A 22,496-nucleotide genomic window follows, 5' to 3' on the forward strand; every position below is an offset into this window, starting at 1 on the left:
CCATTCGAATCCTTTCAAAAGAATACAGATGATTTAAAGTCTGATAAAAAATAATTAAAATTTAAAAAAAGGTGTACTAAATAATAGTTAACAAATGAATTTATTAAAAAAATATACAAATTATTAAATTTATAAGATAACTATAATAAAAATTATTCAGTCATATCTGTTTAAGTTTTTTATCTTAAAAGGAGCTTCTGTGCGAGACGATAGAATAGACATTTTAAGGTTTATTGGTCTGTCCATGATCATTCTTGCGCATGTGGACCCACCGGGATTACTGTTTCAGCTCAGAAACTTTGATGTGCCCTTGATGATATTAGTCTCTGCGATGTCATTCGGCTTAAGCTACAAAGCAAATGAACCCTACCCCAGTTATGTATGGAAAAGAATAAAGAGGCTGGTGTTCCCGGTCTGGGCATTCTTAACGACTTACTTCCTCACAATTTATATCTTTAACCCCGGCAGCGACGAGCTGGATTCCACCACTGTCCTCACCTCTTACACCTTGCTTGAAGGGATAGGTTACGTTTGGATCATTCGCGTGTTTCTGTTAGTCGCGCTCGTCTCCCCATACCTGTATAGCTGGCATCAAAAGACGCCCCGCAACCGCCAGTATTTTGGGACGCTTGCGCTCAGCTTTCTGGCATATGAGTTGGTACGTTATTTTTCACTGCCCTATATCCAGCCAGGCGCTGGCGAGTTAGTTTCAGCAGCTGTCCTGTATGTCATCCCTTACGGCATCCTGTTTGCCTTAGGCTTACGCATGCCTCAGCTCAACACCAGGCAAGTGTACGCCATCGCATTCATGAGCCTGGCGATATTGATATTTGCAGGCGTATGGCTATTCCTTGTTTATGATGAAGTCGTACCTACCCAGTCGCTAAAATATCCGCCGTCAATCTACTATTTTTCCTATGCACTATTTATTTCAAGCCTGCTGTGGATACATAGCGGGTTAGTTGATCACACCATTGAAAAATTCAAGTTAAAACCTCTAGTACTATTTGTTGCTAGAAACTCCATCTGGGTTTATCTGTGGCACATCCCTTTAATCAAAACCATCCATACGCATTATCTTCTGAAATATTTAATCGCATTTAGCGTGGCAGTGATGTTGACCTATATGCAAATCTGGATGATTGGTCATTTGTTAAACCGTATCCAAAGTGAACCATGGAGAAAAAATATAAAAATGGTATTCACTGGCTGAGGTATGACGATCAGCCTGCTTTCACCGTCGCAGATGCATGTTGGCTAGTACGTCGGCAACCGTTGTAATAAGGGATTCAAGGACAGAAAATATGCCACAGTTTCTAATCGCTATTCACCGCCAGCAACACTATGACCCTCTCGTTGCAGAAGACGCACTGATGACACAAGAGATCGCTGACCTAAATAAGGCTATGCGAACTGCCGGCGTCATTGTATTCGTAGGCGGATTGCAATCACCGGGTAGTGCCAGATCAATACAAATGCAGCCAGATGGCGAGGCGCTCATCAAAAAAGGGTTATATTTAGACAACGACGAATATGTGGGAGGCTTTTGGGTAGTAGAAACCTTAAACCTGGATGACGCCTTAAACTGGGGTAAAAAAGCCGCGATCGCTTGCCGGGCAGGAGTTGAAGTACGACCGTTTCATTCGAGAACCTAGCCGGGCAAATATCCGCGTCAGAAAATACCAATAAAAAAGGAGGGCTAAGCCCTCCTTTTTTAGTTTAGTGCATAAAACTAGTTGTTATTACTGGACACTAGTTGTTATTACTAGACATCAAAGCCTTCACATTCAGCTTGATATCCTTCTTGGCTCTCAGTGATGCCACATAAGCATGTGACATTTCAGCACCCAATGCCTGCTGATAGGCTTTATAGGCCCTGTCAGCCACTTCCGGGCTATCTTTAAGCTTCTGGTTCACAGCGATCACTTTAATCACGGTATAGCCCTGATTCGCTTCGTTAAAGCCATAATAGGCTGGCAAGGTATGTGTGTTCACCTTGAACACGTTTCTCATGACAGCATCTGACAAGCCTTGTGCGTTTCTACGATCAACCGTCACAGGGGTAATCCAGTCTGCATTCGCAGCCTTGCCGGCTTTAAAATCGGCCAGCAATGCCTCGCCTTTTTGTTGCGCCAGCTTGGTAGCCGCTTCACCCTTCAATAACGACTCGATGCCGCCTTTCACCTCATCAAAGCTGCGTGGCGCTTCTGGCGTGTACTCCACCGTCCTGGCAGCCACCAGATTGTTCGGGGAAATCTCTACCGCTTCAGTATTGCGTTTTTCTTTCAGCACTTCATCTGAAAACACCATGCTGGCCAGACGCTCATTCTTGAAGAATTTGGCAATTTCATCTTTAGTCATGGCCGGGGAAGTTTGCACTTGCAGATCAAACTTCTTGGCAACTGGCTCCAGACTGCCTGATTGTTCATAAACCGTATTACCAAAATCATCGGCCAATTCAGCATATTTGGCTTGTGCTTTCTGGAACAGCAACTCAGCTTTGATCTTAAGCTTCATAGACTCAAAATCTGCAGACTCACCTGTAATGCCTGTCAACTTGATGATGTGGTAGCCGAATTCAGACTCAACCAGATCGCTGATATCACCGACCTTCATCGAGAAAGCCGCGTTTTCAAATGGTTTCACCATGGCACCACGGCCAAAACTACCGAGATCTCCGCCTTTACCAGCAGAACCTGTGTCTTGTGAAAACTCGATCGCCAGCTTCTCAAAGCTTTTAGGGTTGGCTTTCACCTGCGCCAGGATAGACGCTGCTTTTTCCTTGGCCGCGTCCTTCTCTGCTGCGCTGGCGTTGCTATTGAAGCCAATCAGGATATGGCTGGCCTGACGCTGCTCATTACCCTGGTATTTAGCCGCATTTTCCTCATAATCCTGCTTCACTTCTTCATCACTCACGGCCACCTGCCCTACCAGGCCAGCTGCAGACAATAAAGTAAACTGCAGTTTAACTTTGGCAGGCGCGATAAACTTTGTTTTGTGCTGGTTGTAATAGGCTTGCACCTGGTCTGGCGACACGGTCACCTGACTCACGTAGTCACGCACCTTCACATCAACGACAGACACTTCGCGTTGCTCGAATTCTGACATCAGCGACTGCTCAGCAACCTTTTGCGGCATGAATACCAGATTAGACAAACCATCACGTACCTGCTGCACCGCTAAATCCTTGCGGATATTTTGCTCGAATTTGGCAGGCGTCAGTTTATTCTGTGTCAGCAACTGGTTATAGGTTTCCTCAGAAAACTTACCATTGCTCTGGAATTCAGGCATACCAATTACATGCTGGCTCAGCTGGTCATCACTGATCTTGAAACGATAATCCTGGATCGCGCCTTCCATTAAGCGGCGCGTAATAATGCTATCCAATACCGACTGCTTGAAAGCCGGGCTTTCCAATAAGGCAGTGTCGACTTTCTGGCCTTGGGATTGCATGTAGTTACGCGCATTTTCAACTGCATTGGAGTATTCCTGCAGTGAAATCTTCTGGCCATCCACTTTTGCTACCGCCACCTGGCCACCGGCCTGATTGAGATATGAATCTATCCCGAACAAAGCGAACGGCACCACAATCAGTGCCAAAATGATTTTCGCCATCCATCCTTGTGTATGTTTTCTTAATGCTTCTAACATTTTTTAGTTTCCATTACCTGATTTTTTGCAACAGCAAACTATACCATAAACACATCAAAATCGCCTGTTTACAGCCAGCGCTGCTTACGTTTGAAAGCACTGCAAGCGCCAAAGTCGACATATCTCTGGAGTAAGAATAAAGGGAAGGAAAATATCCCGGCAAATGCAAAAGGAAGTATTGAAAGAATCATAACGGCAGGCGTGAAATACTTACGACCAAGCCAATTAAATAAAATCATGTTTAAGTTTGGAATATAGACGAAAAAAAACGAGTTAGGTATGAACCTAACTCGTTTTTATGTTGGCGGAGCGGACGGGACTCGAACCCGCGACCCCCGGCGTGACAGGCCGGTATTCTAACCAACTGAACTACCGCTCCAGTAATCGTTAAAGCGAAATTATAACACGATCTTTTTTATAATTTCAACAACTATTTTCTAACTATTTACCGCTACTTAGAGTTACTTTTTAATGTAATTTATTAAGTATGGCTAGACTTAAAAAATTAAGAGCGCAGACTTCGCACTCTTGATTTTCAAATTGTCTGGTGGGTGCTAACGGGGTCGAACCGCTGACATTCGCCTTGTAAGGGCGACGCTCTACCAACTGAGCTAAGCACCCGTAACAACCCAAGTGTTGCTACAGCTGGCCGAGCATGTTAGCGCTCAACCAAAGCACGCTAGTTTACAGCATCTTTCAAACCTTTGCCAGCCCTAAATTTAGGAGATTTAGCGGCTTTGATGTTAATTGTTGCACCAGTACGAGGATTGCGGCCGGAACGGGCAGAACGCTCACCTACATAGAATGTACCAAAACCAATCAATGTTACCAAATCACCTTTTTTCAGTGCACCAGAGATTGCTTCTGTCGTTGCATCCAGAGCACGAGCGGCTGCGGCTTTCGAAATACCGGCTGCATTAGCAATATGATCTATCAATTCTGATTTATTCACGTGTTTCCCCTATCTAGTTAAAAAAACAGGTACATCCTGTATTGCCTTTATATCAAGCCGCAAAACGAGCTGTCAAGCGCTAATCCAGCGTTTTGACAATAATTCGCATCAATTTAACTAATGCGTGACCGCCTGCTCGGAATTTCCGTCTTCTGAGGCCACAATTTCGACTTCAGGCGTTTTGACAGAAAGTGGCTGTGGTGCCGTTTCAAGTGCTAAATCGAGCACCTGATCTATCCATTTTACCGGGTGAATTTCCAGATCTTTTTTGATATTTGCAGGAATATCGACCAGATCTTTTTCATTGGCAGACGGAATTAATACTGTTTTGATCCCACCACGATGGGCTGCCAGCAGTTTCTCTTTCAAGCCACCAATCGGCAACACTTCACCACGCAAAGTGATTTCACCTGTCATCGCCACATCAGCACGCGCAGGAATACCTGTCAGCACAGAAACTAGTGCTGTCGTTAATGCAATGCCGGCACTTGGGCCATCTTTTGGCGTAGCGCCTTCAGGCAAGTGGATATGGATATCCTTTTTCTCGTAAAAATCTGGACTGATACCTAAACCTTCGGCACGGCTACGCACTACACTCATTGCAGCAGATACTGATTCTTGCATCACATCACCCAATTTACCAGTGGTGATAGTCTTACCCTTACCCAGCAAGGTAACCGCTTCAATCGTCAGCAATTCACCACCCACAGATGTCCATGCCAGGCCAGTCACCTGCCCGACCTGATTTTCCTTGGCAGCAACACCAAAGTCATAGCGTCTGACGCCCAGGTACTGCTCAAGGTTTTTACTGTTGATGTTCACTTTCTTAACTGTTTTCGTTTTGCCTTTGGCCAGCAATTGTTCTTTCACTGCTTTACGGCAAATTTTTGCGATTTCTTGCTCCAGGCGACGCACACCTGCTTCACGCGTGTAATAGCGCACAATATCGCGCAACACGGTTTCTGCCACGGAAATATCTGTCGTTTTCAGTGCGTGCGCTTTCAGTTGCTTGGGCAATAGATAACGCTGAGCAATATTGATCTTTTCATCTTCGGTATAACCCGCAAGACGAATGATTTCCATACGATCCAATAATGGCTCAGGAATATTCATGCTGTTAGCCGTGGCCACAAACATGACATCGCTCAAATCATAGTCGACTTCAACATAGTGATCGGCAAATGTGTGGTTTTGCTCAGGGTCAAGCACTTCCAGCAAGGCAGAAGATGGGTCTCCGCGCATGTCCTGGCCCATTTTGTCGACTTCATCCAGCAGGAACAATGGGTTTTTCACCCCCACTTTGGCCATGCTTTGCAATACTTTGCCTGGCATGGAGCCGATATAGGTACGACGGTGACCACGGATTTCTGCTTCGTCACGCACACCACCCAAAGCCATACGCACAAACTTGCGATTGACCGCTTTGGCAATACTTTGTCCCAGCGACGTTTTACCGACGCCTGGAGGGCCTACCAGGCATAAAATAGGTGCCTTCAGCTTACCGACACGCTGTTGCACTGCAAGATATTCAACGATACGCTCTTTGACCTTATCCAGGCCATAATGATCTGCATCCAGGATATCTTCCGCGGCTTGCAGATCTTTGCTGATCTTGGTTTTTTTCTTCCAAGGCAAATTGAGTAAAGTATCGATGTAATTGCGGACAACCGACGCCTCTGCCGACATCGGCGACATCAACTTGAGTTTTTTGAATTCTGCCGTGACTTTAGTGAGGGCTTCTTTAGGCATAGCTGCATTTTTAATGCGTTGCTCAAGCTCCTCCATCTCGGCGTTTTCGTCCTGCTCGCCCAGCTCTTTCTGGATGGCTTTTACTTGCTCATTCAGGTAATATTCGCGCTGGCTCTTCTCCATCTGGCGTTTGACACGGCCACGGATACGTTTTTCAACCTGCAGGATGTCGATTTCTGACTCCATCAGGTAGAGCAAATGCTCCAGACGCTCAATCACACTGAGCATTTCCAGTACTTTCTGCTTTTCTTCCAGCTTGAGCGTCAGGTGTGCAGAAATGGTGTCTGCCAGGCGACCAGGCTCATTAATAGTGGCCAGTGACGTTAAGATTTCCGGTGGGATCTTCTTGTTCAGTTTGACGTATTGGTCAAACTGGGTCATGACAGTACGCATCAAGGCTTCAGCCTCTTTGTCGTTCTGGTCGGTTTGTTCGATTTCTTCACCCAATGCCATAAAGCATTCATCGGTTTCAGTGAAATCGGTCACGCGCACACGATGCAGGCCTTCTACCAGCACTTTCACAGTGCCATCCGGTAGTTTCAGCATTTGCAATACAGTGGCTAAAGTACCGATCTCGTACAGGTCTTCCGCAACAGGGTCGTCTTTATTTGCAGACTTCTGGGCAACCAGCAATATCTTTTTATCACCTTCAGAAGCACGTTCTAGGGCTTTTACTGACTTGGTGCGGCCTACAAACAGCGGAATGACTAAATGCGGGTATACCACTACATCGCGCAATGGCAGCAAAGGGATCAAGGTGGTTTCTTCCGGAGTCTCGGCGTCAAACAAAGTGTGTTCGGTCATAGCTTCTTTCAAAAAGTGTCAAAGGCATGTGCCTTTGCATTTAGATGGGAACGTACTTTGAAAATTCAAGAGAACAGACTCTCAAGAGTAATAGATGGTATCTTGCAATAGCCCGGAGGCTATTGCAAGCATGATTTAACTGGCGTTTTCGACGCGTTTTTGGGCATCCTGGTAAATCAGGATAGGCTCAGAAGTATGCTCAATGGCACCAGCATCAACGATGACTTTGGACAAATCTTTTAACGATGGCAATTCATACATCAAATCAAGCAATGCATGCTCCATGATAGAACGAAGGCCACGGGCACCAGTTTTTCTTTCCAGGGCTTTTTTGGCGATCAAGCGCAGTGCAGAGTCTTCAAACTCCAGCTCAACGCCTTCCATCTTGAATAGTTTCATATATTGCTTGGTCAATGCATTTCTTGGCTCGATCAGGATGGTCATCAAAGCAGCCTCATCCAGAGACTCAAGCGTGGCCACCACAGGCAAACGACCAATGAATTCTGGAATCAGGCCAAACTTGATCAGATCTTCTGGCTCTACATCGCGTAAAACTTCACCTACCGCACGGATATCTTCTTTGCTCTTCACCTCGGCACCAAAACCGATACCGCCTTTTTCAGAGCGATGGCGAATCACTTTTTCCAGGCCATCGAACGCACCACCGCAAATAAACAGAATATTGGTGGTATCCAGCTGGACGAACTCCTGGTTCGGGTGCTTGCGGCCACCTTGCGGAGGCACAGAAGCAATCGTACCTTCGATCAGCTTAAGCAAAGCCTGCTGCACGCCCTCACCCGATACGTCACGGGTAATGGATGGATTATCAGATTTACGTGAAATCTTGTCGACTTCATCGATATATACAATGCCGCGCTGTGCTTTTTCAACGTCGTAATCACACTTTTGCAGCAATTTCTGCATGATGTTTTCCACGTCTTCACCCACATAGCCGGCTTCCGTCAAAGTCGTTGCATCCGCCATGACAAATGGCACATCCAGCATGCGGGCCAATGATTGCGCCAACAAAGTTTTACCTGAGCCTGTAGGGCCAATGAGCAAAATGTTGCTTTTCTGGACTTCAACATCGTCTTTAGGCGCCTGAGCACCTTCAGAAAGCGGGTTGTAACCCAAGCGCTTATAGTGGTTGTAAACCGCTACAGATAAATTCTTTTTGGCTTGCACCTGACCAATGACATATTGATCCAGAATAGAACAAATTTCCTGAGGTGTCGGCAGTTTTTTATCTGCGGACTTGATCTCGTTCAGGCTCTGGATTTCTTCACGAATGATGTCATTACATAAATCAACGCATTCATCGCAAATAAATACGGACGGGCCTGCAATCAGCTTTTTGACTTCATGCTGACTCTTGCCACAAAACGAGCAATACAAAAGCTTTTCGCTATCTGACTTATTGGCCATATTTATTCCCCTGCTAGTCTCATTTCACCAAATATTAAACAGCGCGTGTGGCAATCACTTGATCTACCAGACCGTAATCCTTGGCAGCATCTGCACTCATAAAGTTATCACGGTCAGTATCGGTAGCGATTCTGTCAATTGGCTGCCCTGTGTGATGTGCCATGATGCCATTCAGTTTGTCTTTTAAATACAAAATTTCTTTGGCATGAATCGCAATATCAGACGCCTGACCTTGGAAACCGCCCAATGGCTGGTGAATCATCACGCGTGAGTTAGGCAGGCTGAAACGCTTGCCTTTAGCGCCTGCAGTTAACAGGAACGCGCCCATGCTTGCCGCCTGGCCAATACATAAAGTACTGACATCCGGCTTGATGAACTGCATGGTGTCATAAATAGACATGCCCGCAGTCACTGAGCCGCCCGGCGAGTTGATATACAAAGAAATATCTTTGTCAGGATTTTCCGCTTCCAGGAACAAGAGCTGCGCAACCACCAGGTTGGCTGTCATATCATTCACTGGGCCAATCAGGAAAATAACGCGCTCTTTCAGCAGGCGTGAGTAGATGTCATATGAACGCTCACCTCTACCACTTTGCTCAATCACCATTGGGATATACCCAAGGCCTTGCGGCTCCATTCTTTCTTGCATCATGCCTTCGCTTGCGTTCATATAATTCATGGTTTAAGCACCCATCATCAATTCATCAAATTTAACTTTTTTGTTAGTAACTTTGGCTTTCTCAAGCACCCAAGCCACGACATTTTCTTCAGTTGCCAAAGCGGCTGGTTCGTCCAGGCGTTTTACGTCGGCATAGTACCAACTCACCAGCTCTGCAGGTTTCTCAAAGCTCAGTGCAAAGGTATCTACCATGGCGCGTACCTGGTCGGCATTGGCTTGTAAATCATTGCTGTTGACCACTTCAGTCAGGATCAGGCGCAATTTGGCATTACGCTGCGCCTGGGCTTCAAACACAGAAGGCTCCATAGGCACAGTTTGCGGGTCTACGCCGCGTTCACGCAGGTTTTGCGCAGCCACTTGCATCAGGCGGTTAGTTTCAGCCGCTACAATCGCTTTTGGCAGTTCGAATGTGCTTTCGTTCACCAGCGCCTCAAACACGCCCTCTTTCAAACGCGCTGTAATGCGCTTTGCAACCTCTTGCTCCAGGCTTTGCTTGATTTCAGACTTCATCGTGTCCAGGTTGCCATCTTCGACACCCAGGTTTTTGGCGAATTCTGCATCGATCGCTGGATAAACAGGTTGTGAAACAGAAATAAACTTCACCGCATAAGTCACTGTTTTACCAGCGAGTTGGGCAGGATTGTGGTCTGCAGGATAAGTGATATCAAAGCTCTTTTCAGAACCGGTTTTACCACCAACCAGTGCATCATCAAACTCAGCCACACGACCAGGCTCACCAATCACCAGGTCAATGCCACGATCGCCAGTGCTTTCCACCTGTTGACCATCGATAGAGGCTGTCAATGTGATGTTGATGCGATCGGCCTTTTTGGATGCACGTTTCACTGGCTCGTAGCTCACGCGCTGTTTGACTAATACGTCCAATGTTTTTTCAACATCAGCGTCAGTCACTTCCAGTGCCGGACGTTCGATTTTCACTTTGCTCAAATCGCCGATAGCGACTTCAGGGAAAATCTCGAAAGTGGCGACATATTCCAATTCTTCGGCAGCTTCTTTAAATGGAAGATGCTCAATGTTAGGAAAGCCTGCAACACGCAGTTTGTTTTGTTCAACAGCGTCACCAAAGCTGGTTTCAACCGCTTTGGAATACACTTCATCACGCACCTGATTACCATAGTGCTGGTTCACCAGACCCACAGGCGCTTTGCCTGGGCGGAAACCTGAAAATTTGGCGGTGCGCGAAATTTGTTGCAAACGTTGCCTGATTTGCCCTTCCAGAGGAGCCAAAGGGACTTTAATTGTCATGCGACGTTCCAAGTTGCTGACTGTTTCAACAGATACTGCTGCCATGCTGCACTTCCTGTAAAAATCGTTTGATAACGATGGGTTATGTGAATGGGCGCGCCACTGCACGCCTCAATGAATGTTTAGCATAACCTGACCATACTTTATAAGCTTTACAAAGTGATCAAATCATGAAAAAAGAGCATAAAAATATAACACAAGTCGCAATTGAAATAAACTTCAAAACAGCACCCAGCACAGATGCATCTAACAGATAGGATGTTGCCTGTTTAGTGTGGATAAAACAATACACATGCGATGGCTAATTCAATTTAAAAGCTTAAATCTCACCTAACGCAACAATCGCTTCAATTTCAACCAGTACGTCACGCGGCAATTTTGCCACTTGAACTGTAGAGCGCGCAGGTGTGTGGGTGCCAAAAGCCTCACCATACACCTGATTCATCGCCACAAAGTCATCCAGGTTTTTTAAAAACACCGTCGTTTTAACGACCTGGTGTAAATTGCCACCCGCCGCTTCAATGATCGCTTGCAGATTTGCCAGCACCTGCTGGGTTTGTACCACGACATCGCCGTCATTCAGGCTGCCATCAGGGCGCAACGCAATTTGGCCAGAGGTATACAGTATATTACCGACGATAACGCCTTGCGCATAGGGACCAATCGCTGCTGGTGCCTGTGGGGTTTGTACTATTTTCATGATTTATTCCATCCTGTCTAAGTCAGTTCACCTGATAAGGGCTTGCCCAAACAACAAAGGCCTCCTGTGAAGGAAGCCTCATTGATTGCAATACACTTTAAATTTTTAACTTTAAAACTTTGAATTTTAAAATTCGCACCATACATCTTGTATGGCTTTAAATGTATGGTGCGAAAGGAGAGACTCGAACTCTCACGCCTCGCGGCGCTGGAACCTAAATCCAGTGCGTCTACCAATTCCGCCACTTTCGCAAAACCAGTCCGGCATTTGATGCAGGACCGACTTCGTTATTATAGCGCATTCACGCTGCGCTCACAATCTGCCTGACATCACATTGACAAGCCGGGCATTCAACTGCAAGATGCGGAATTGATTTTGTAATAGTGAGTGTCAGGACAGGATATGTATTCAGCTGAAGAAAATATGCTCAGAGCAGAACTAGAGCTTTTAATGAGAGACCGCGAAGTGCTGCTAAAGATTGCGGGTGTTGCGGCAGGATTAATCGCAGAGTTGAATTCGGCTGACCTCCCTATTCGTACCGTAGAAGCCGCTGATTTACTAGCGACCAGCATTAACCAGCTACCAGAAGACTTGTTGCAAGATGCGTTGGATGCCGTCAACGCGACTATTGTTGAGTAATTTGTTGGCGTTGATGCATTTCATCATTATTCAACGCGCTGCCCTGCAGTACTGTTGATTCCATGCGCACTCTCGTCTGCTTATGCCCGCTACTGCTCGCTGCTTGCGGCATCGCCTACCAGGCAAAACCTATCCAGCAGCAAGAAAATATCGAGAGCATCCAGCAGGCGACGCCTACGCAAGCAGGCTTCAGGCAGTTTGTACAGACGCAATATCCTCAAACCGAATGGCCAATCACCGCGTGGGATATAGACAGGCTCACGCTCTCGGCCTTGTATTTTCACCCTACCCTTAAAGTCGCGAAGTCAGATTACGCGGTAGCACTGGCCGGTATCACCAGTGCCGGCCTGCGTCCATTAGTGGGCCTTAACGGGCAACTTTCCCACAGTAACCAGGCCAATGGGGATATCAGTCCCTGGGCTTATGGCTTGCAGGTAGATATCCCTGTCATCACCGCCAACAAACGTCAGATCAGTATCGACATCGCGCAATACCAAGCAGATATTGCCAAAATACTGATTTCAGAAACTGCGTGGATGCTCAGGCAGCAATTGAGCCTGGACCTGATCCTGCTGGCAGAACAACAGGCGCTGCACGGCAGCCTGGCAAAACTGCAAAAATCGCAAGCCAGCCTGTTAAGTGCTTACCAGAAGAGGCTGGATATCGGCGTCGCAGGCAAATCCGATGTATTACCGATCCGCTTGCAGCATGATCAGTCTGCCTGGCAGTTACAGCAACTGAACCTGCAAATCAGGCAAACAGAACAAAAGATCATGCATGATGCCGGCCTGACTGACCAGAATAACGTCGCTCTTAATATTGGCGCGGTGAATATTTCACAGATACTCAAAGCCAGATTCGACCAGCCACAAGCTTATCAGGATGCCAAGACTATCCAGCATTACGCCCTGACCAACCGCATGGATATCCAGCGCGGGCTGGCGCAATACGCCAAGGCAGAGTCGCAATTACGGCTGGAGATGGCGAAACGTTACCCGGACCTCTCGCTCAGCCCGGGCATTCTCTATGAGTATGGGGACAGAATATGGGCACTGGGGATTGGAGGCATGCTGAATCTGCTCAATAAATCCTCAGACCTGTGGGCGCACGCCGAGCAACTCCGCCAAAATGAAGCGACGCGCTTTTATGCCTTGCAACATCATATTATTCAATTGTCCGAGCAAAGCTATTTAAAATACCGTGATGCCGCTAACCTGCTGATCACCATGACCCAAGAATATGCCCAGCAATCACAACGCAAACAGCAGCTTGAAAACCAATGGCACCAGGGCTTGATCGACAAGACGGAGTACTTGCAGATGGAAATCCAGTTTTATGCCGCACAGCAACGGCTGGTGACGCAGCAGGCAAACGTCATGCGTGCATTACAGGAAATTGAAAACGTGATGCAGAAACCATTATTGCTCTCACAACAAACAGCAACTTTTACCCTTCAAACGCAAGAGGCGCCAGTCAAATGAATAAAAAAGCACTCTGGATTATCGGGGCTCAGATTGCATTGATCATTCTCCTGATCTGGGTCGTCGTGCTGGTCGGCCGTGATGAATATGAAACAATGCAGAATGATGACGAGGAAGAAATTGACGGGCCGGTGCATGTGGTTGAGCAAAACGGCCTGCAGGTCGTGCAACTGAACCTGGCAACCCAGCAAAATAGCGGCATCAGTGTACAAGCCCTGCAACCCTATGATTATCATGGCAATATCAAGGTGCTCGGTTCTGTGATCTCTATTCAGACATTGGTGGATTACAATAGCCAGTACCAGCAATTGAACACCCAGCTAGCCATCGCAGAAAGCGTATTGCCTAACCATCAGCTGCAATATCAGCGCTACAAGCAGTTAAATGAAGACGATAAAAACGTCTCTGACAAAGCGGTGCAGGAAGCCCAAGCCCTGGTCATCAATGACCAGACACAAATCAGGGCCACTCAGGCGCAACTAAAAGCCTTGACGGATACCATCGTCGCGCAATGGGGTAAACCGCTGGCGACCCTGATCACACAGCACCCTTCATCAGGGCCATTGCATGATTTGCTGATGCAAAAAAAAGTATTGGTACAAGTCAGTTTCCCGCTGAACTTTAAAGAGCCGGAAGCAAATTCCACGATTTTCATCTCCCCTATCCAGGATGAAGTGAAACCGATCCGCGCTGACTATGTGTCGCAATCCATCCAGACTGATATCAGCAATATCGGAAAAACCTATTTCTATAGTGCGCCGGCAGATTTCCTGCGTGTAGGCATGCGTGTCAATGTGGTCCCCGCGCAATCATCATCAGCCATGCTCAAGGGCGTGATCGTGCCCAACCAAGCCATCGTCTGGCATGGCGGCATGGCCTGGATTTATGTCAAAACCAAGCAGGATACCTTTCTGCGTAAACCGGTGGCTTCCGATGTCGAGCTGGACAATGGCTGGTTTGATAATAACCTGCGCGCGGGGACTGAAGTCGTCATTCATGGCGCGCAACTATTGCTCTCGGAAGAGTTTAAATTCCAGATTAAAAATGAGAATGACGACTAAGCCGCACTTAACAAGCATCCGGAAAGCACAACGGCCATGATGTCGGCTTTAGTCAGGTTCGCCATTCGCTTTTATGGCGTCATTATCGGGCTGGCCATGCTGATTCTGGTGTATGGCACCTATAGCCTGACCCAAAGCGACTTGAATGTCTTCCCGGAGTTTGCACCGACACAGATCGTCATTCAAACCGAATCGCCGGGCCTTTCAGCCAGCCTGGTAGAAAAACTGGTCACCCAGCCGATTGAAAATATCATTGCCGGTGCCATAGGCATTAAAAGCCTGCGTTCGCAATCCATTCCCGGACTGTCGGTGATCACGGTTATTTTCCAGGATAAATCAGATATTTACCGCAACCGGCAAATCATTGCCGAACACCTGAACATGCTGGGAAACCAGTTACCTCCAGGGATTATCCCCAACATCACCCCGCTCACCTCTTCGGCCAGTACGGTTCTTGGTCTGGGTGTCACTTCAGACAAACTGACCATGATGCAGCTACGCACATTGGTAGACTGGCATTTGACGCCGCATCTGATGTCGATTCCTGGCGTAGCAGATATCAATGTATTTGGCGGTGAAGTCCGCCAGTTCCAGATCAAGATAGATCCACGCAAACTGATGTTGTACCAGTTGAACATCCAGGATGTGGTAGCTGCCGCCAGCCGCGGCACTGGTGTACGCGGAGCCGGTTACATCCAGAATGATAACCAGCGCATTATCCTGAATAGCCAGGGCCAGACTACTACGCCGCAACAATTAAGCAATATCACACTGGTCCGCAAGCTAGGCCGCACCATACGCATCCGGGATGTCGCCGAGGTCGCCGAAGGCGCTGCGCCCTCCATTAGCGCCGCAGCCATTAACGGCAAGCCGGCTGTTTACCTTTCTGTGCAAGGCCAGCTGGGTGCCAATACTTATGCGCTGACCCAGTTGCTGGAAAAAAAGCTGGCGGATATCAAACCCAGCCTGACCAGTCAGCAAGTGACTCTGCATGAGGGCTTGTTTCGCCCGGCCAACTTTATCGAAACCGCGATCAACAGCCTGCGTTCCGATATCCTGATCGGCTCAACCCTGGTGATCGCGGTGTTGTTCGTATTTTTGTTCAACGTGCGCACGGCCGTCATTTCAGTCACCGCCATTCCGCTTTCGTTGCTATCTGCCATCGTCGTATTACACCAGTATGGTGTGGGGCTGAATATCATGGTGCTGGGCGGCCTTGCCATCGCTCTGGGCGAAGTGGTGGATGATGCCATTATCGATACCGAGAATATCTTCCGGCGCTTGCGTGAAAACCGGCAACTTGCGCAACCTTTGCCTATCCGGCAAGTGGTCTTCCAGGCGTCTATGGAAGTCCGTGGTTCTGTTTTCTACGCCACCATCATCGTGGCGCTGGTATTTTTACCGCTCATTACACTCTCCGGCGTGGCAGGCAAACTATTTGCGCCGCTTGCTTACGCATACATTTCAGCCATTCTGGCGTCACTGGTGGTCGCACTGACACTGACACCGGCTCTCTGTTACGCCCTGCTGGGTAAAGCGCGGCTGGATAACCAGGAATCCCCCTTGCTACGCTGGCTGAAGCACAGATACGTGAAAGTGCTGCACCATATCGAGCACCGTTACCAGATCATCCTTGTGAGCAGCTTTGTGTGTATTGCGCTAGGCCTGGTGTTACTGCCACTGTTCAGGAGCCAGTTTATTCCGGTGCTGCATGAGGGGCATTACATCCTGCATATGACCACGGTGCCGGGGACATCTGAGGTGCAATCGCTGAAACTCGGCAACCAGGTGACTAAAGTCCTGCTGGATATCCCTGGGGTGAAAAGCGTGGCGCAATGGGTAGGCCGCGCACCGAATGCCGCCGATACGTTTGGCACGCATTACAGTGAATTTGAAGTAGAAACCGGCACCGTTTCCGGCGCAGAGCAGGAAAGGATTTATCGCAGCATCCGTGAAGAACTGGCCGGCGAATCGGAAGATGACGACGATGATGGCAAAGTCGAATTAGGGTTTATTGGCGCCAACTTTGCCATTAATACTTTTCTTAGTGAACGCATAGAAGAGACGATTTCCGGCTATGCCGCTGGCCTGGTGGTCAATATTTATGGTCATGACCTGGACGCGCTGGACCGGGATGCACAAAAAGTCGCCAATATCCTGGGCGGCATCCGCGGCGTCAGGGATGTCATGGTTCAATCACCGCCCGAAACACCGGAAATCGCTATTCGGCTCAAACAGGAAAAACTGTCATTGTGGGGGCTACAACCTGTGGATGTACTGGATACGGTCAAAGCCAGCTATGAAGGCGTGCCGGTCAACCATGTATTCATGGGCAATCGCTCCATAGGCGTCAGTGTGTTGCTCAACGACAGCAACAGGGACGATATTGCCGATATGCGTAATATCCCCATATTCAACCCCGAAGGCCAGATGCTGAAACTGTCAGATGTCGCTTATATTGCACAGGAAGGCGGCCGCTCCAAGATATTACACTCGGGGGCCAAACGTATTCAAACCATCACCGCCAATCTTGCCGGGCGCGACCAAGCACTGGTTATGGATGAGATACAGAAAGCATTGCGCCAGAAACTCACCTTGCACACTGGAAACTACATGGAGTTTTCTGGTGAAGCAGAGGCCAACGCCGAATCCCGCCGCGATCTGATCATACATTCGCTGGTGGCCGGGGCTGCCATCTTCCTGATGCTTTATATTGCTTTTGGCAGTTTGCGCAACCTGTTGCTCACCTTTGCCAACCTGCCCTTCGCGCTGATTGGCGGCGTTGTCGCCACCTTCTTTGCCGGCGGCTGGATTTCGGTAGGTACGCTGGTGGGCTTTGTGACGCTGTTTGGTATCACTTTGCGCAACTCCATTATGATGGTGTCGCATTTCCAGCATCTGGTAGATAAAGAAGGCTGCGAATGGAATCTGGAAACCTGCATACGTGGCGCTTCTGAACGTTTGCCATCGGTATTGATGACGGCCCTGGTTACGGCACTAGGCTTGTTGCCACTGGCCATAGGCAGTGGTGAGCCTGGTCGGGAGATCGAAGGGCCGATGGCTACCATTATTGTCGGCGGATTGATTTCCTCCACCATACTCAACTTGCTGATCCTGCCGACCATCATGTTGCATTTTGGCCGGTTTGAAAAAACAGCTATGTTTGAGGTAGATGAACCAGTTTCCCGCTAAGGGCTTGCACAGCCAGCCCTTGTTCAAACAGCTTCACATGGCTTTGATGCATGACCCAGGTTTGAAATGTCGCTTGTGGCAGGATGCTGGATAATCCTGCATCGACAATACCCTGCGCCTGCAAGGCAGCCAGGTCAAAGGTAGGCTTTTGTTGCAATAAACTATCCTCGGATTTCACCAGTAGCAAATGACTGGCTTCGAGCTGGCAGGCCAGCCAGGCAGCTAAACTGTCGGAGGTGATTTCCCAATTTTCCGGCAGCGCCATCTCTGCCCATAACTCGGGGTTTAAAGCCATTTCACTGGGCAACCAGACCAGCCCGCGGTGCTGCCAGCCGCGCTCGGCAATCTCCAGGGGGTTACGCACCAGCGTCAGTTCGGGCACCATGGCAACCAGGCTGCGTGCCATCTGGTCCATGGCATAAATAGCGAGCGCATGTGCATGCACATCGGTGATATGTCCATCTGGCAAACGTTCGCGTATCTGCTGAAACTCACGCACGGCGTCGGCATACACCCCGCCACCGGGTACGATAATCACTTTGCCATCGCCCCAACGGACCACCAGTTGCAGCCATTTGAGCAGGCTGTCATGGTGTGTCACGCTACCTCCCAGCTTGATCACCCACATGGTATTTTCCCCGGCTATTAAGTTGGTGTTTTGAATTGTGCAACCAGTTTTAAAAACTGGGAAGCTTTATCTAAGGTTTCCTGGTATTCCTTGTCACAATCTGAATCAGCCACCACCCCGCCACCGGCGTAAAAAGTCATGGTCTGCTTGCAGATCACTGCAGTGCGGATAGCGATATTGGTATCCATACTGCCATCAAAACCGATATAGCCTATGCTGCCACAATAAATGCCGCGCCGGTGTGGCTCTAACTCTTCAATGATCTCCATGGCACGCAGTTTGGGTGCGCCGGTGATGGATCCGCCTGGAAAACAGCCTCGTAACAGGTCTAACGCATGATAGCCATTTGCCAGCACGCCACGCACGATGCTCACTAAGTGATGCACATTGGTAAACCGCTGCAAACGGAACAAGGCATCGACCTTGACCGAGCCTATTTCGCATACCTTGCCAATATCATTGCGTAACAGATCCACAATCATCAGGTTTTCTGCCCTGTCCTTGATACTGTTAGCCAAGGCTTCGGCCTCTTGCTGGTCGCGTATTGCATCCGCATGCCGGGGTCTGGTGCCTTTAATCGGCCGTGTTTCTACTTTATTTTCAGTCACTTGTAGAAACCGCTCTGGTGACATTGATAACACGGAAAACGATAGGTCCTGACCGTCATCCACCTGTAGATAAGCCATAAAAGGCGCTTTACTCAGTTGCCGGAACTGGTCATAAGCTTGCCAGGCATCACCGCTCACCTGCACCGCCAGTCGCTGGGCCAGGTTAATCTGGTAACAATCGCCGGCGCGTATGTAATTTTTGACTTTGTGAAAAGCCGCTGTGTAGGCTGCTTTGTGCATGTTGTGCGAGATATCGCCAACCACGCTAAATGCTGGCGTCTCTGATTGTTCACGTGGTTGCAGCAAAGTTTGATGCAACACTGTGAGTGCTGGCTGTGTAATAAACCTGGTGTGTGATACCAATGTACAACGCCGCAGATGATGGTCGACCACAATCGCCCAATCATAAATACCTATCAGTAACTCTGGCAGAGGCATATCCTGTGCGGCCAGCTCTGGCATGGGTTCAATACTGCGCCCCAGATCATAGGAAAAATAGCCTAGCGCACCACCGGCAAAAGGCACCTCTGCCACGCGTGCGACCTGGTGTGGCTGCAACCAGCGTTTGACGATAGCAAAAGGGTCATCCTCAAAACGCTCAACGTCATGATGGCTATGCACTACGGTGTAAGGCCGGCGATGGATAATCTTTGCCACTGGATCAGCAACGACGATATCGAACCTCGCCCCCAGGCTGACTTCTTCATCTACCGAAGACTGCTGTGCTGCAGTTTCCACCCGTCCACTCTCAAGCAACATCGGCCAGGGCAAATGCCTGACCTGTGTTAGCCAATAAGCGCCTTCGGCATAAGGTAAATCGAGTTGTATCAATGCCATGCTTGCCATAACCTTGCCACGGCGTAAGCAGGGAAACATACTTCTGCGTGGCTTTTTAATGTGGAGTTGCCAGCCGACATCCAGGTTGATGCCGGTGTATAAGTCAGGTTCAAGCGTTGCGCGATCTCTGGTAACAGGAAACTGCCCGCTCCCAAGCCTGTTAAGGCCTGAGGTTGTAGCGTAGCTTGCTCAATGCAGGATTGAATGGCATGTAGCAGGCTGGACAACTGCTGATCTTTGAATGCCTGCGCCAGCGAATGCCAATCATTGGTTTCAGCATCCTCCAGATCATGCCCGACCATACGCGCCAAGCGGCGCATACTGGCAGGCACAGAACGGCCTTGCCCATCGGCAGTGTCCGCTAGATCATGTTCCGGATCTAATTCACCCAGCACACGGTAAACATCAGCAGTGGTCGCGAAATATTCAGCAGTGATGTGACGCGTTTGCCGATGCCACGCGATATAAGGGCCAAATGCCATCAATGGCGTGCGCACCACTCCTGAATATAACAATCCATGCCTCTCCATGCGCTCAGCGTCCGTCCAGCCATTGGCAATAACCTTCTTCGCATGGCACAGCGTGATATCACTGGTGGTGCTACCAATATCCACAATAAGCATGCATGAAGCATCACTGGCTTCAGCCAGGCACTGTGCCGATGCGTGCCAGTTCATGGAGGCGATATAAGATTCAAGCCCATCGACGGTCTCGGTGAATAAGGCTGCTTGATCCATGCCAGCCATATAAAACATGGCCTGCGGTAACTGCTTTTTGACCGCTTGTGCAATCTCACGCACACCCTGTGCCCGATTTTCAAATAAATCGACCAATTCCCCGGTCATGGTGACGGCGTGCAGGCATTGATCTGCTTCAATCGCCCAGGTTTGCAGAATCGTTTGTAAAGCAGACTCGAGTAAATGCAAGCCTTTCCACAAAGCGCATGCCTGTTGCGATACTTGCACAATATGCCCTTCAGCATTGAGCAGCACCGCTTTTACATGCGCCCCGCCGATGTCCCAGCCAATCACAGACTTACTCATGAGTTCAGGCGCTCAATCGCCGCAGATCCGGCCGCTGGCAAAGTGATGGACACTGAGGAAGCTGCCGCCCGCGTGGTTAAGTGGTTATGCAAAACAGCATCTAATACCAGTTTGGCTGGATTTTCTTGTAACACTTTCGATAATCCTATGTAAGGGGTGGTCAGGCGTGGATTAATTTCAACCAGGGTCAGAAGGTTGTCCTCATTCAGTATCAGGTCAGCGCCCCAGTAACCGCTAAGCCCGGGAATCGCCTGATATATCTTTTCCGCCATCGCCTGCATAAGGGGTAAGTATTGTGCGGCCTGATTCACTCCCGCCCCTTGAAAACGGAACCGACCATTGTCCACACTCACCCATTGCTGGTGTCCGGCAATGACTTTGACCTGCTCGTTACTCGCAATCACAGACATGCTTAATGCAATGCCGGGCAGATATGGCTGCAATAGTAACTTCTGATAAGGAATCGCAGGATTTGATTTTATTTTATTATTAAATTCATATACTTCCAAGTCACTTTTAAAGTGATAGGTATACTCACACCCTGCCCCATCATCCGGCTTTATCACCCAGCCGGCAGGTGAAACTTCGTGCTGCGGTAGCGATGGCAGTGCCACGGCTTCGTGCAAATAACAATGTGGGATCGTGGATATACCCGCCTGAGAACAAAGATCCGCCATCCATGATTTAGAGCTTGTTTGCCTGATGGCAGCTTCACTACAGCCTAGCCAGCGTTTACCGGCTTTATGCACCAGCTGGCACATGCGTTCAAGTATCCCATCCGTTTCCGGCGCAATCACCCAACAGGCATCTATATCATCTGCAGATAATTGCTGCTGCCAGATTGCAAACGCATCGTGATCAGGCTGTATCGCTACACTGGCTACACCTTGTGGAGCTATCACCCGCGCATCATGGCTGGTGATACAATCCACATCCAGTTGAGACAAGTCAGCCAGCAAGGCATCGCGCATCAACAAGCCTTCTTGCAGCAGACTGGCAGGCAATGATTCAGATGCCAGGCCACCGGCACTGACATACTCACACACCCAGATTTTTAAACGAGATTTATTTTGCATATTATTCCCGTCATCGATTTGATGCATGGCCAGGTTGTTCAAGCCATACAGGGGCAACGCCAGTCTTACCGCGCGATACAATCGCAATTAACGGCAAGCCATCAGCTGCTCGATGTCGTGGCTGCTATTTTACAAGTTTATCCATTTGACTGTGTGTATATTGCCGATTTAAATGCCATTACCGGCGATACCTTGTTGCCCAACCACAGCGCCTATATTGCCGAGGCGATCCAGGCATTCCCACACATCCAGTGGTGGGTTGATGCTGGGCTGACGAGTGTAGCAGCGCTGACACCCTGGCTGGATAATAAGATCAGGCCTGTGATCGCCAGTGAATCACTGCCCGATTTGCCAACCTACCAGCAACTGCGTCATGCAGCTGAAAACAGCATTCTTTCCCTGGATTATTTTCAGGATGGTTTCCATGGCCCAGAAAGCCTGCAAACGTCTCAGATACACTGGACGCAGCCTACCATCGTCATGAGCTTACCCAAGGTAGGTGCGAATCAAGGCCCCGATGTTGAAAAACTGCATGCCATGAAACAAAAAACACCGCAAAAACTCTATGCTGCAGGCGGCGTCAGAGATATTGAAGATATCCGAGCGCTCACTCACACAGGTGCTGACGGCGTATTAATTGCCAGCGCATTGCACCAGAAAAAAATCACAGCGGCAGACTTGCACGGCTTTGCCCAATAAAAAACC

18 protein-coding genes and 3 tRNA genes are annotated in these 22,496 nt (G+C 48.7%); 7 read left to right on the forward strand and 14 right to left on the reverse strand.

What is annotated here, in order from left to right:
• Positions 1–199: 199 nt before the first annotated feature.
• Positions 200–1,213 carry an acyltransferase family protein gene (locus ACTS9Y_RS13865; RefSeq protein WP_442586508.1) on the forward strand — a complete coding sequence of 338 codons (1,014 nt, stop codon included), beginning with the start codon at positions 200–202 and terminating at the stop codon, positions 1,211–1,213.
• A 91-nt stretch (positions 1,214–1,304) separates the two neighbouring features.
• Positions 1,305–1,655 carry a YciI family protein gene (locus ACTS9Y_RS13870; protein WP_442586509.1) on the forward strand — a complete coding sequence of 117 codons (351 nt, stop codon included), beginning with the start codon at positions 1,305–1,307 and terminating at the stop codon, positions 1,653–1,655.
• A 97-nt stretch (positions 1,656–1,752) separates the two neighbouring features.
• Here ACTS9Y_RS13870 and ACTS9Y_RS13875 read toward each other — a convergent pair whose 3' ends face one another.
• The 10 genes from ACTS9Y_RS13875 to ACTS9Y_RS13920 form a co-directional block, all read right to left on the reverse strand.
• Positions 1,753–3,651, reverse strand: coding sequence for a SurA N-terminal domain-containing protein (locus ACTS9Y_RS13875; RefSeq protein WP_442586510.1), 1,899 nt, complete (start codon positions 3,649–3,651; stop codon positions 1,753–1,755).
• A 302-nt stretch (positions 3,652–3,953) separates the two neighbouring features.
• A tRNA-Asp gene (locus tag ACTS9Y_RS13880) sits at positions 3,954–4,030 on the reverse strand.
• A gap of 166 nt (positions 4,031–4,196) precedes the next feature.
• Positions 4,197–4,272, reverse strand: a tRNA-Val gene (locus ACTS9Y_RS13885).
• A gap of 58 nt (positions 4,273–4,330) precedes the next feature.
• The gene (locus tag ACTS9Y_RS13890; RefSeq protein ID WP_055825077.1) at positions 4,331–4,603 is read right to left on the reverse strand and encodes an HU family DNA-binding protein; all 273 of its coding nucleotides are present in this window, start codon (positions 4,601–4,603) and stop codon (positions 4,331–4,333) included.
• A gap of 117 nt (positions 4,604–4,720) precedes the next feature.
• A complete protein-coding gene (gene lon, locus ACTS9Y_RS13895; protein WP_442586511.1) occupies positions 4,721–7,156 on the reverse strand; it encodes an endopeptidase La in 2,436 nt (811 codons plus the stop codon).
• 135 nt (positions 7,157–7,291) lie between these two features.
• Entirely contained in the window at positions 7,292–8,581 is a 1,290-nt protein-coding gene (gene clpX, locus ACTS9Y_RS13900; protein ID WP_442586512.1) for an ATP-dependent Clp protease ATP-binding subunit ClpX, read from the reverse strand.
• Between the two features lie 34 nt (positions 8,582–8,615).
• Positions 8,616–9,260, reverse strand: a complete 645-nt coding sequence (clpP, locus tag ACTS9Y_RS13905) for an ATP-dependent Clp endopeptidase proteolytic subunit ClpP (RefSeq protein WP_442586513.1) — start codon at positions 9,258–9,260, stop codon at positions 8,616–8,618.
• Positions 9,261–9,263: 3 nt separating this feature from the next.
• Complete coding sequence (gene tig, locus ACTS9Y_RS13910) at positions 9,264–10,571, reverse strand: trigger factor (RefSeq protein WP_442586514.1); 1,308 nt, start codon at positions 10,569–10,571, stop codon at positions 9,264–9,266.
• 274 nt (positions 10,572–10,845) lie between these two features.
• A complete protein-coding gene (locus ACTS9Y_RS13915) occupies positions 10,846–11,226 on the reverse strand; it encodes a RidA family protein (protein WP_442586515.1) in 381 nt (126 codons plus the stop codon).
• A 166-nt stretch (positions 11,227–11,392) separates the two neighbouring features.
• Positions 11,393–11,477, reverse strand: a tRNA-Leu gene (locus ACTS9Y_RS13920).
• A gap of 151 nt (positions 11,478–11,628) precedes the next feature.
• Here ACTS9Y_RS13920 and ACTS9Y_RS13925 point away from each other — a divergent pair.
• From ACTS9Y_RS13925 to ACTS9Y_RS13940, 4 genes are all read left to right on the forward strand, one after another.
• Positions 11,629–11,865, forward strand: coding sequence for a hypothetical protein (locus ACTS9Y_RS13925; protein ID WP_442586516.1), 237 nt, complete (start codon positions 11,629–11,631; stop codon positions 11,863–11,865).
• A gap of 62 nt (positions 11,866–11,927) precedes the next feature.
• The gene (locus ACTS9Y_RS13930; RefSeq protein ID WP_442586517.1) at positions 11,928–13,346 is read left to right on the forward strand and encodes a TolC family protein; all 1,419 of its coding nucleotides are present in this window, start codon (positions 11,928–11,930) and stop codon (positions 13,344–13,346) included.
• Positions 13,343–14,407, forward strand: a complete 1,065-nt coding sequence (locus ACTS9Y_RS13935; RefSeq protein WP_442586518.1) for an efflux RND transporter periplasmic adaptor subunit — start codon at positions 13,343–13,345, stop codon at positions 14,405–14,407. The genes ACTS9Y_RS13930 and ACTS9Y_RS13935 overlap by 4 nt, the downstream gene beginning before the upstream one ends.
• 36 nt (positions 14,408–14,443) lie before the next feature.
• Positions 14,444–17,599: an efflux RND transporter permease subunit gene (locus ACTS9Y_RS13940; RefSeq protein ID WP_442586519.1), complete on the forward strand. Its 3,156-nt coding sequence runs from the start codon at positions 14,444–14,446 to the stop codon at positions 17,597–17,599.
• Here ACTS9Y_RS13940 and ACTS9Y_RS13945 read toward each other — a convergent pair.
• The 4 genes from ACTS9Y_RS13945 to ACTS9Y_RS13960 are packed head-to-tail and all read right to left on the reverse strand — an operon-like array spanning position 17,565 to position 21,791.
• Complete coding sequence (locus ACTS9Y_RS13945; RefSeq protein ID WP_442586520.1) at positions 17,565–18,227, reverse strand: amino acid kinase family protein; 663 nt, start codon at positions 18,225–18,227, stop codon at positions 17,565–17,567. The genes ACTS9Y_RS13940 and ACTS9Y_RS13945 overlap by 35 nt on opposite strands.
• A gap of 17 nt (positions 18,228–18,244) precedes the next feature.
• Entirely contained in the window at positions 18,245–19,672 is a 1,428-nt protein-coding gene (gene pabB / locus ACTS9Y_RS13950) for an aminodeoxychorismate synthase component I (protein WP_442586521.1), read from the reverse strand.
• Positions 19,663–20,715 carry a hydantoinase/oxoprolinase family protein gene (locus ACTS9Y_RS13955; protein WP_442586522.1) on the reverse strand — a complete coding sequence of 351 codons (1,053 nt, stop codon included), beginning with the start codon at positions 20,713–20,715 and terminating at the stop codon, positions 19,663–19,665. The genes pabB and ACTS9Y_RS13955 overlap by 10 nt, the downstream gene beginning before the upstream one ends.
• A complete protein-coding gene (locus ACTS9Y_RS13960) occupies positions 20,712–21,791 on the reverse strand; it encodes an ATP-grasp domain-containing protein (RefSeq protein WP_442586523.1) in 1,080 nt (359 codons plus the stop codon). Before ACTS9Y_RS13960 ends, ACTS9Y_RS13955 begins: the two co-directional genes overlap by 4 nt.
• Here ACTS9Y_RS13960 and ACTS9Y_RS13965 point away from each other — a divergent pair.
• A complete protein-coding gene (locus ACTS9Y_RS13965) occupies positions 21,786–22,490 on the forward strand; it encodes a HisA/HisF-related TIM barrel protein (protein WP_442586524.1) in 705 nt (234 codons plus the stop codon). The genes ACTS9Y_RS13960 and ACTS9Y_RS13965 overlap by 6 nt on opposite strands.
• Positions 22,491–22,496: the final 6 nt, after the last annotated feature.

The organism is Methylophilus sp. (genome assembly GCF_052173275.1).
Lineage (GTDB): Bacteria > Pseudomonadota > Gammaproteobacteria > Burkholderiales > Methylophilaceae > Methylophilus.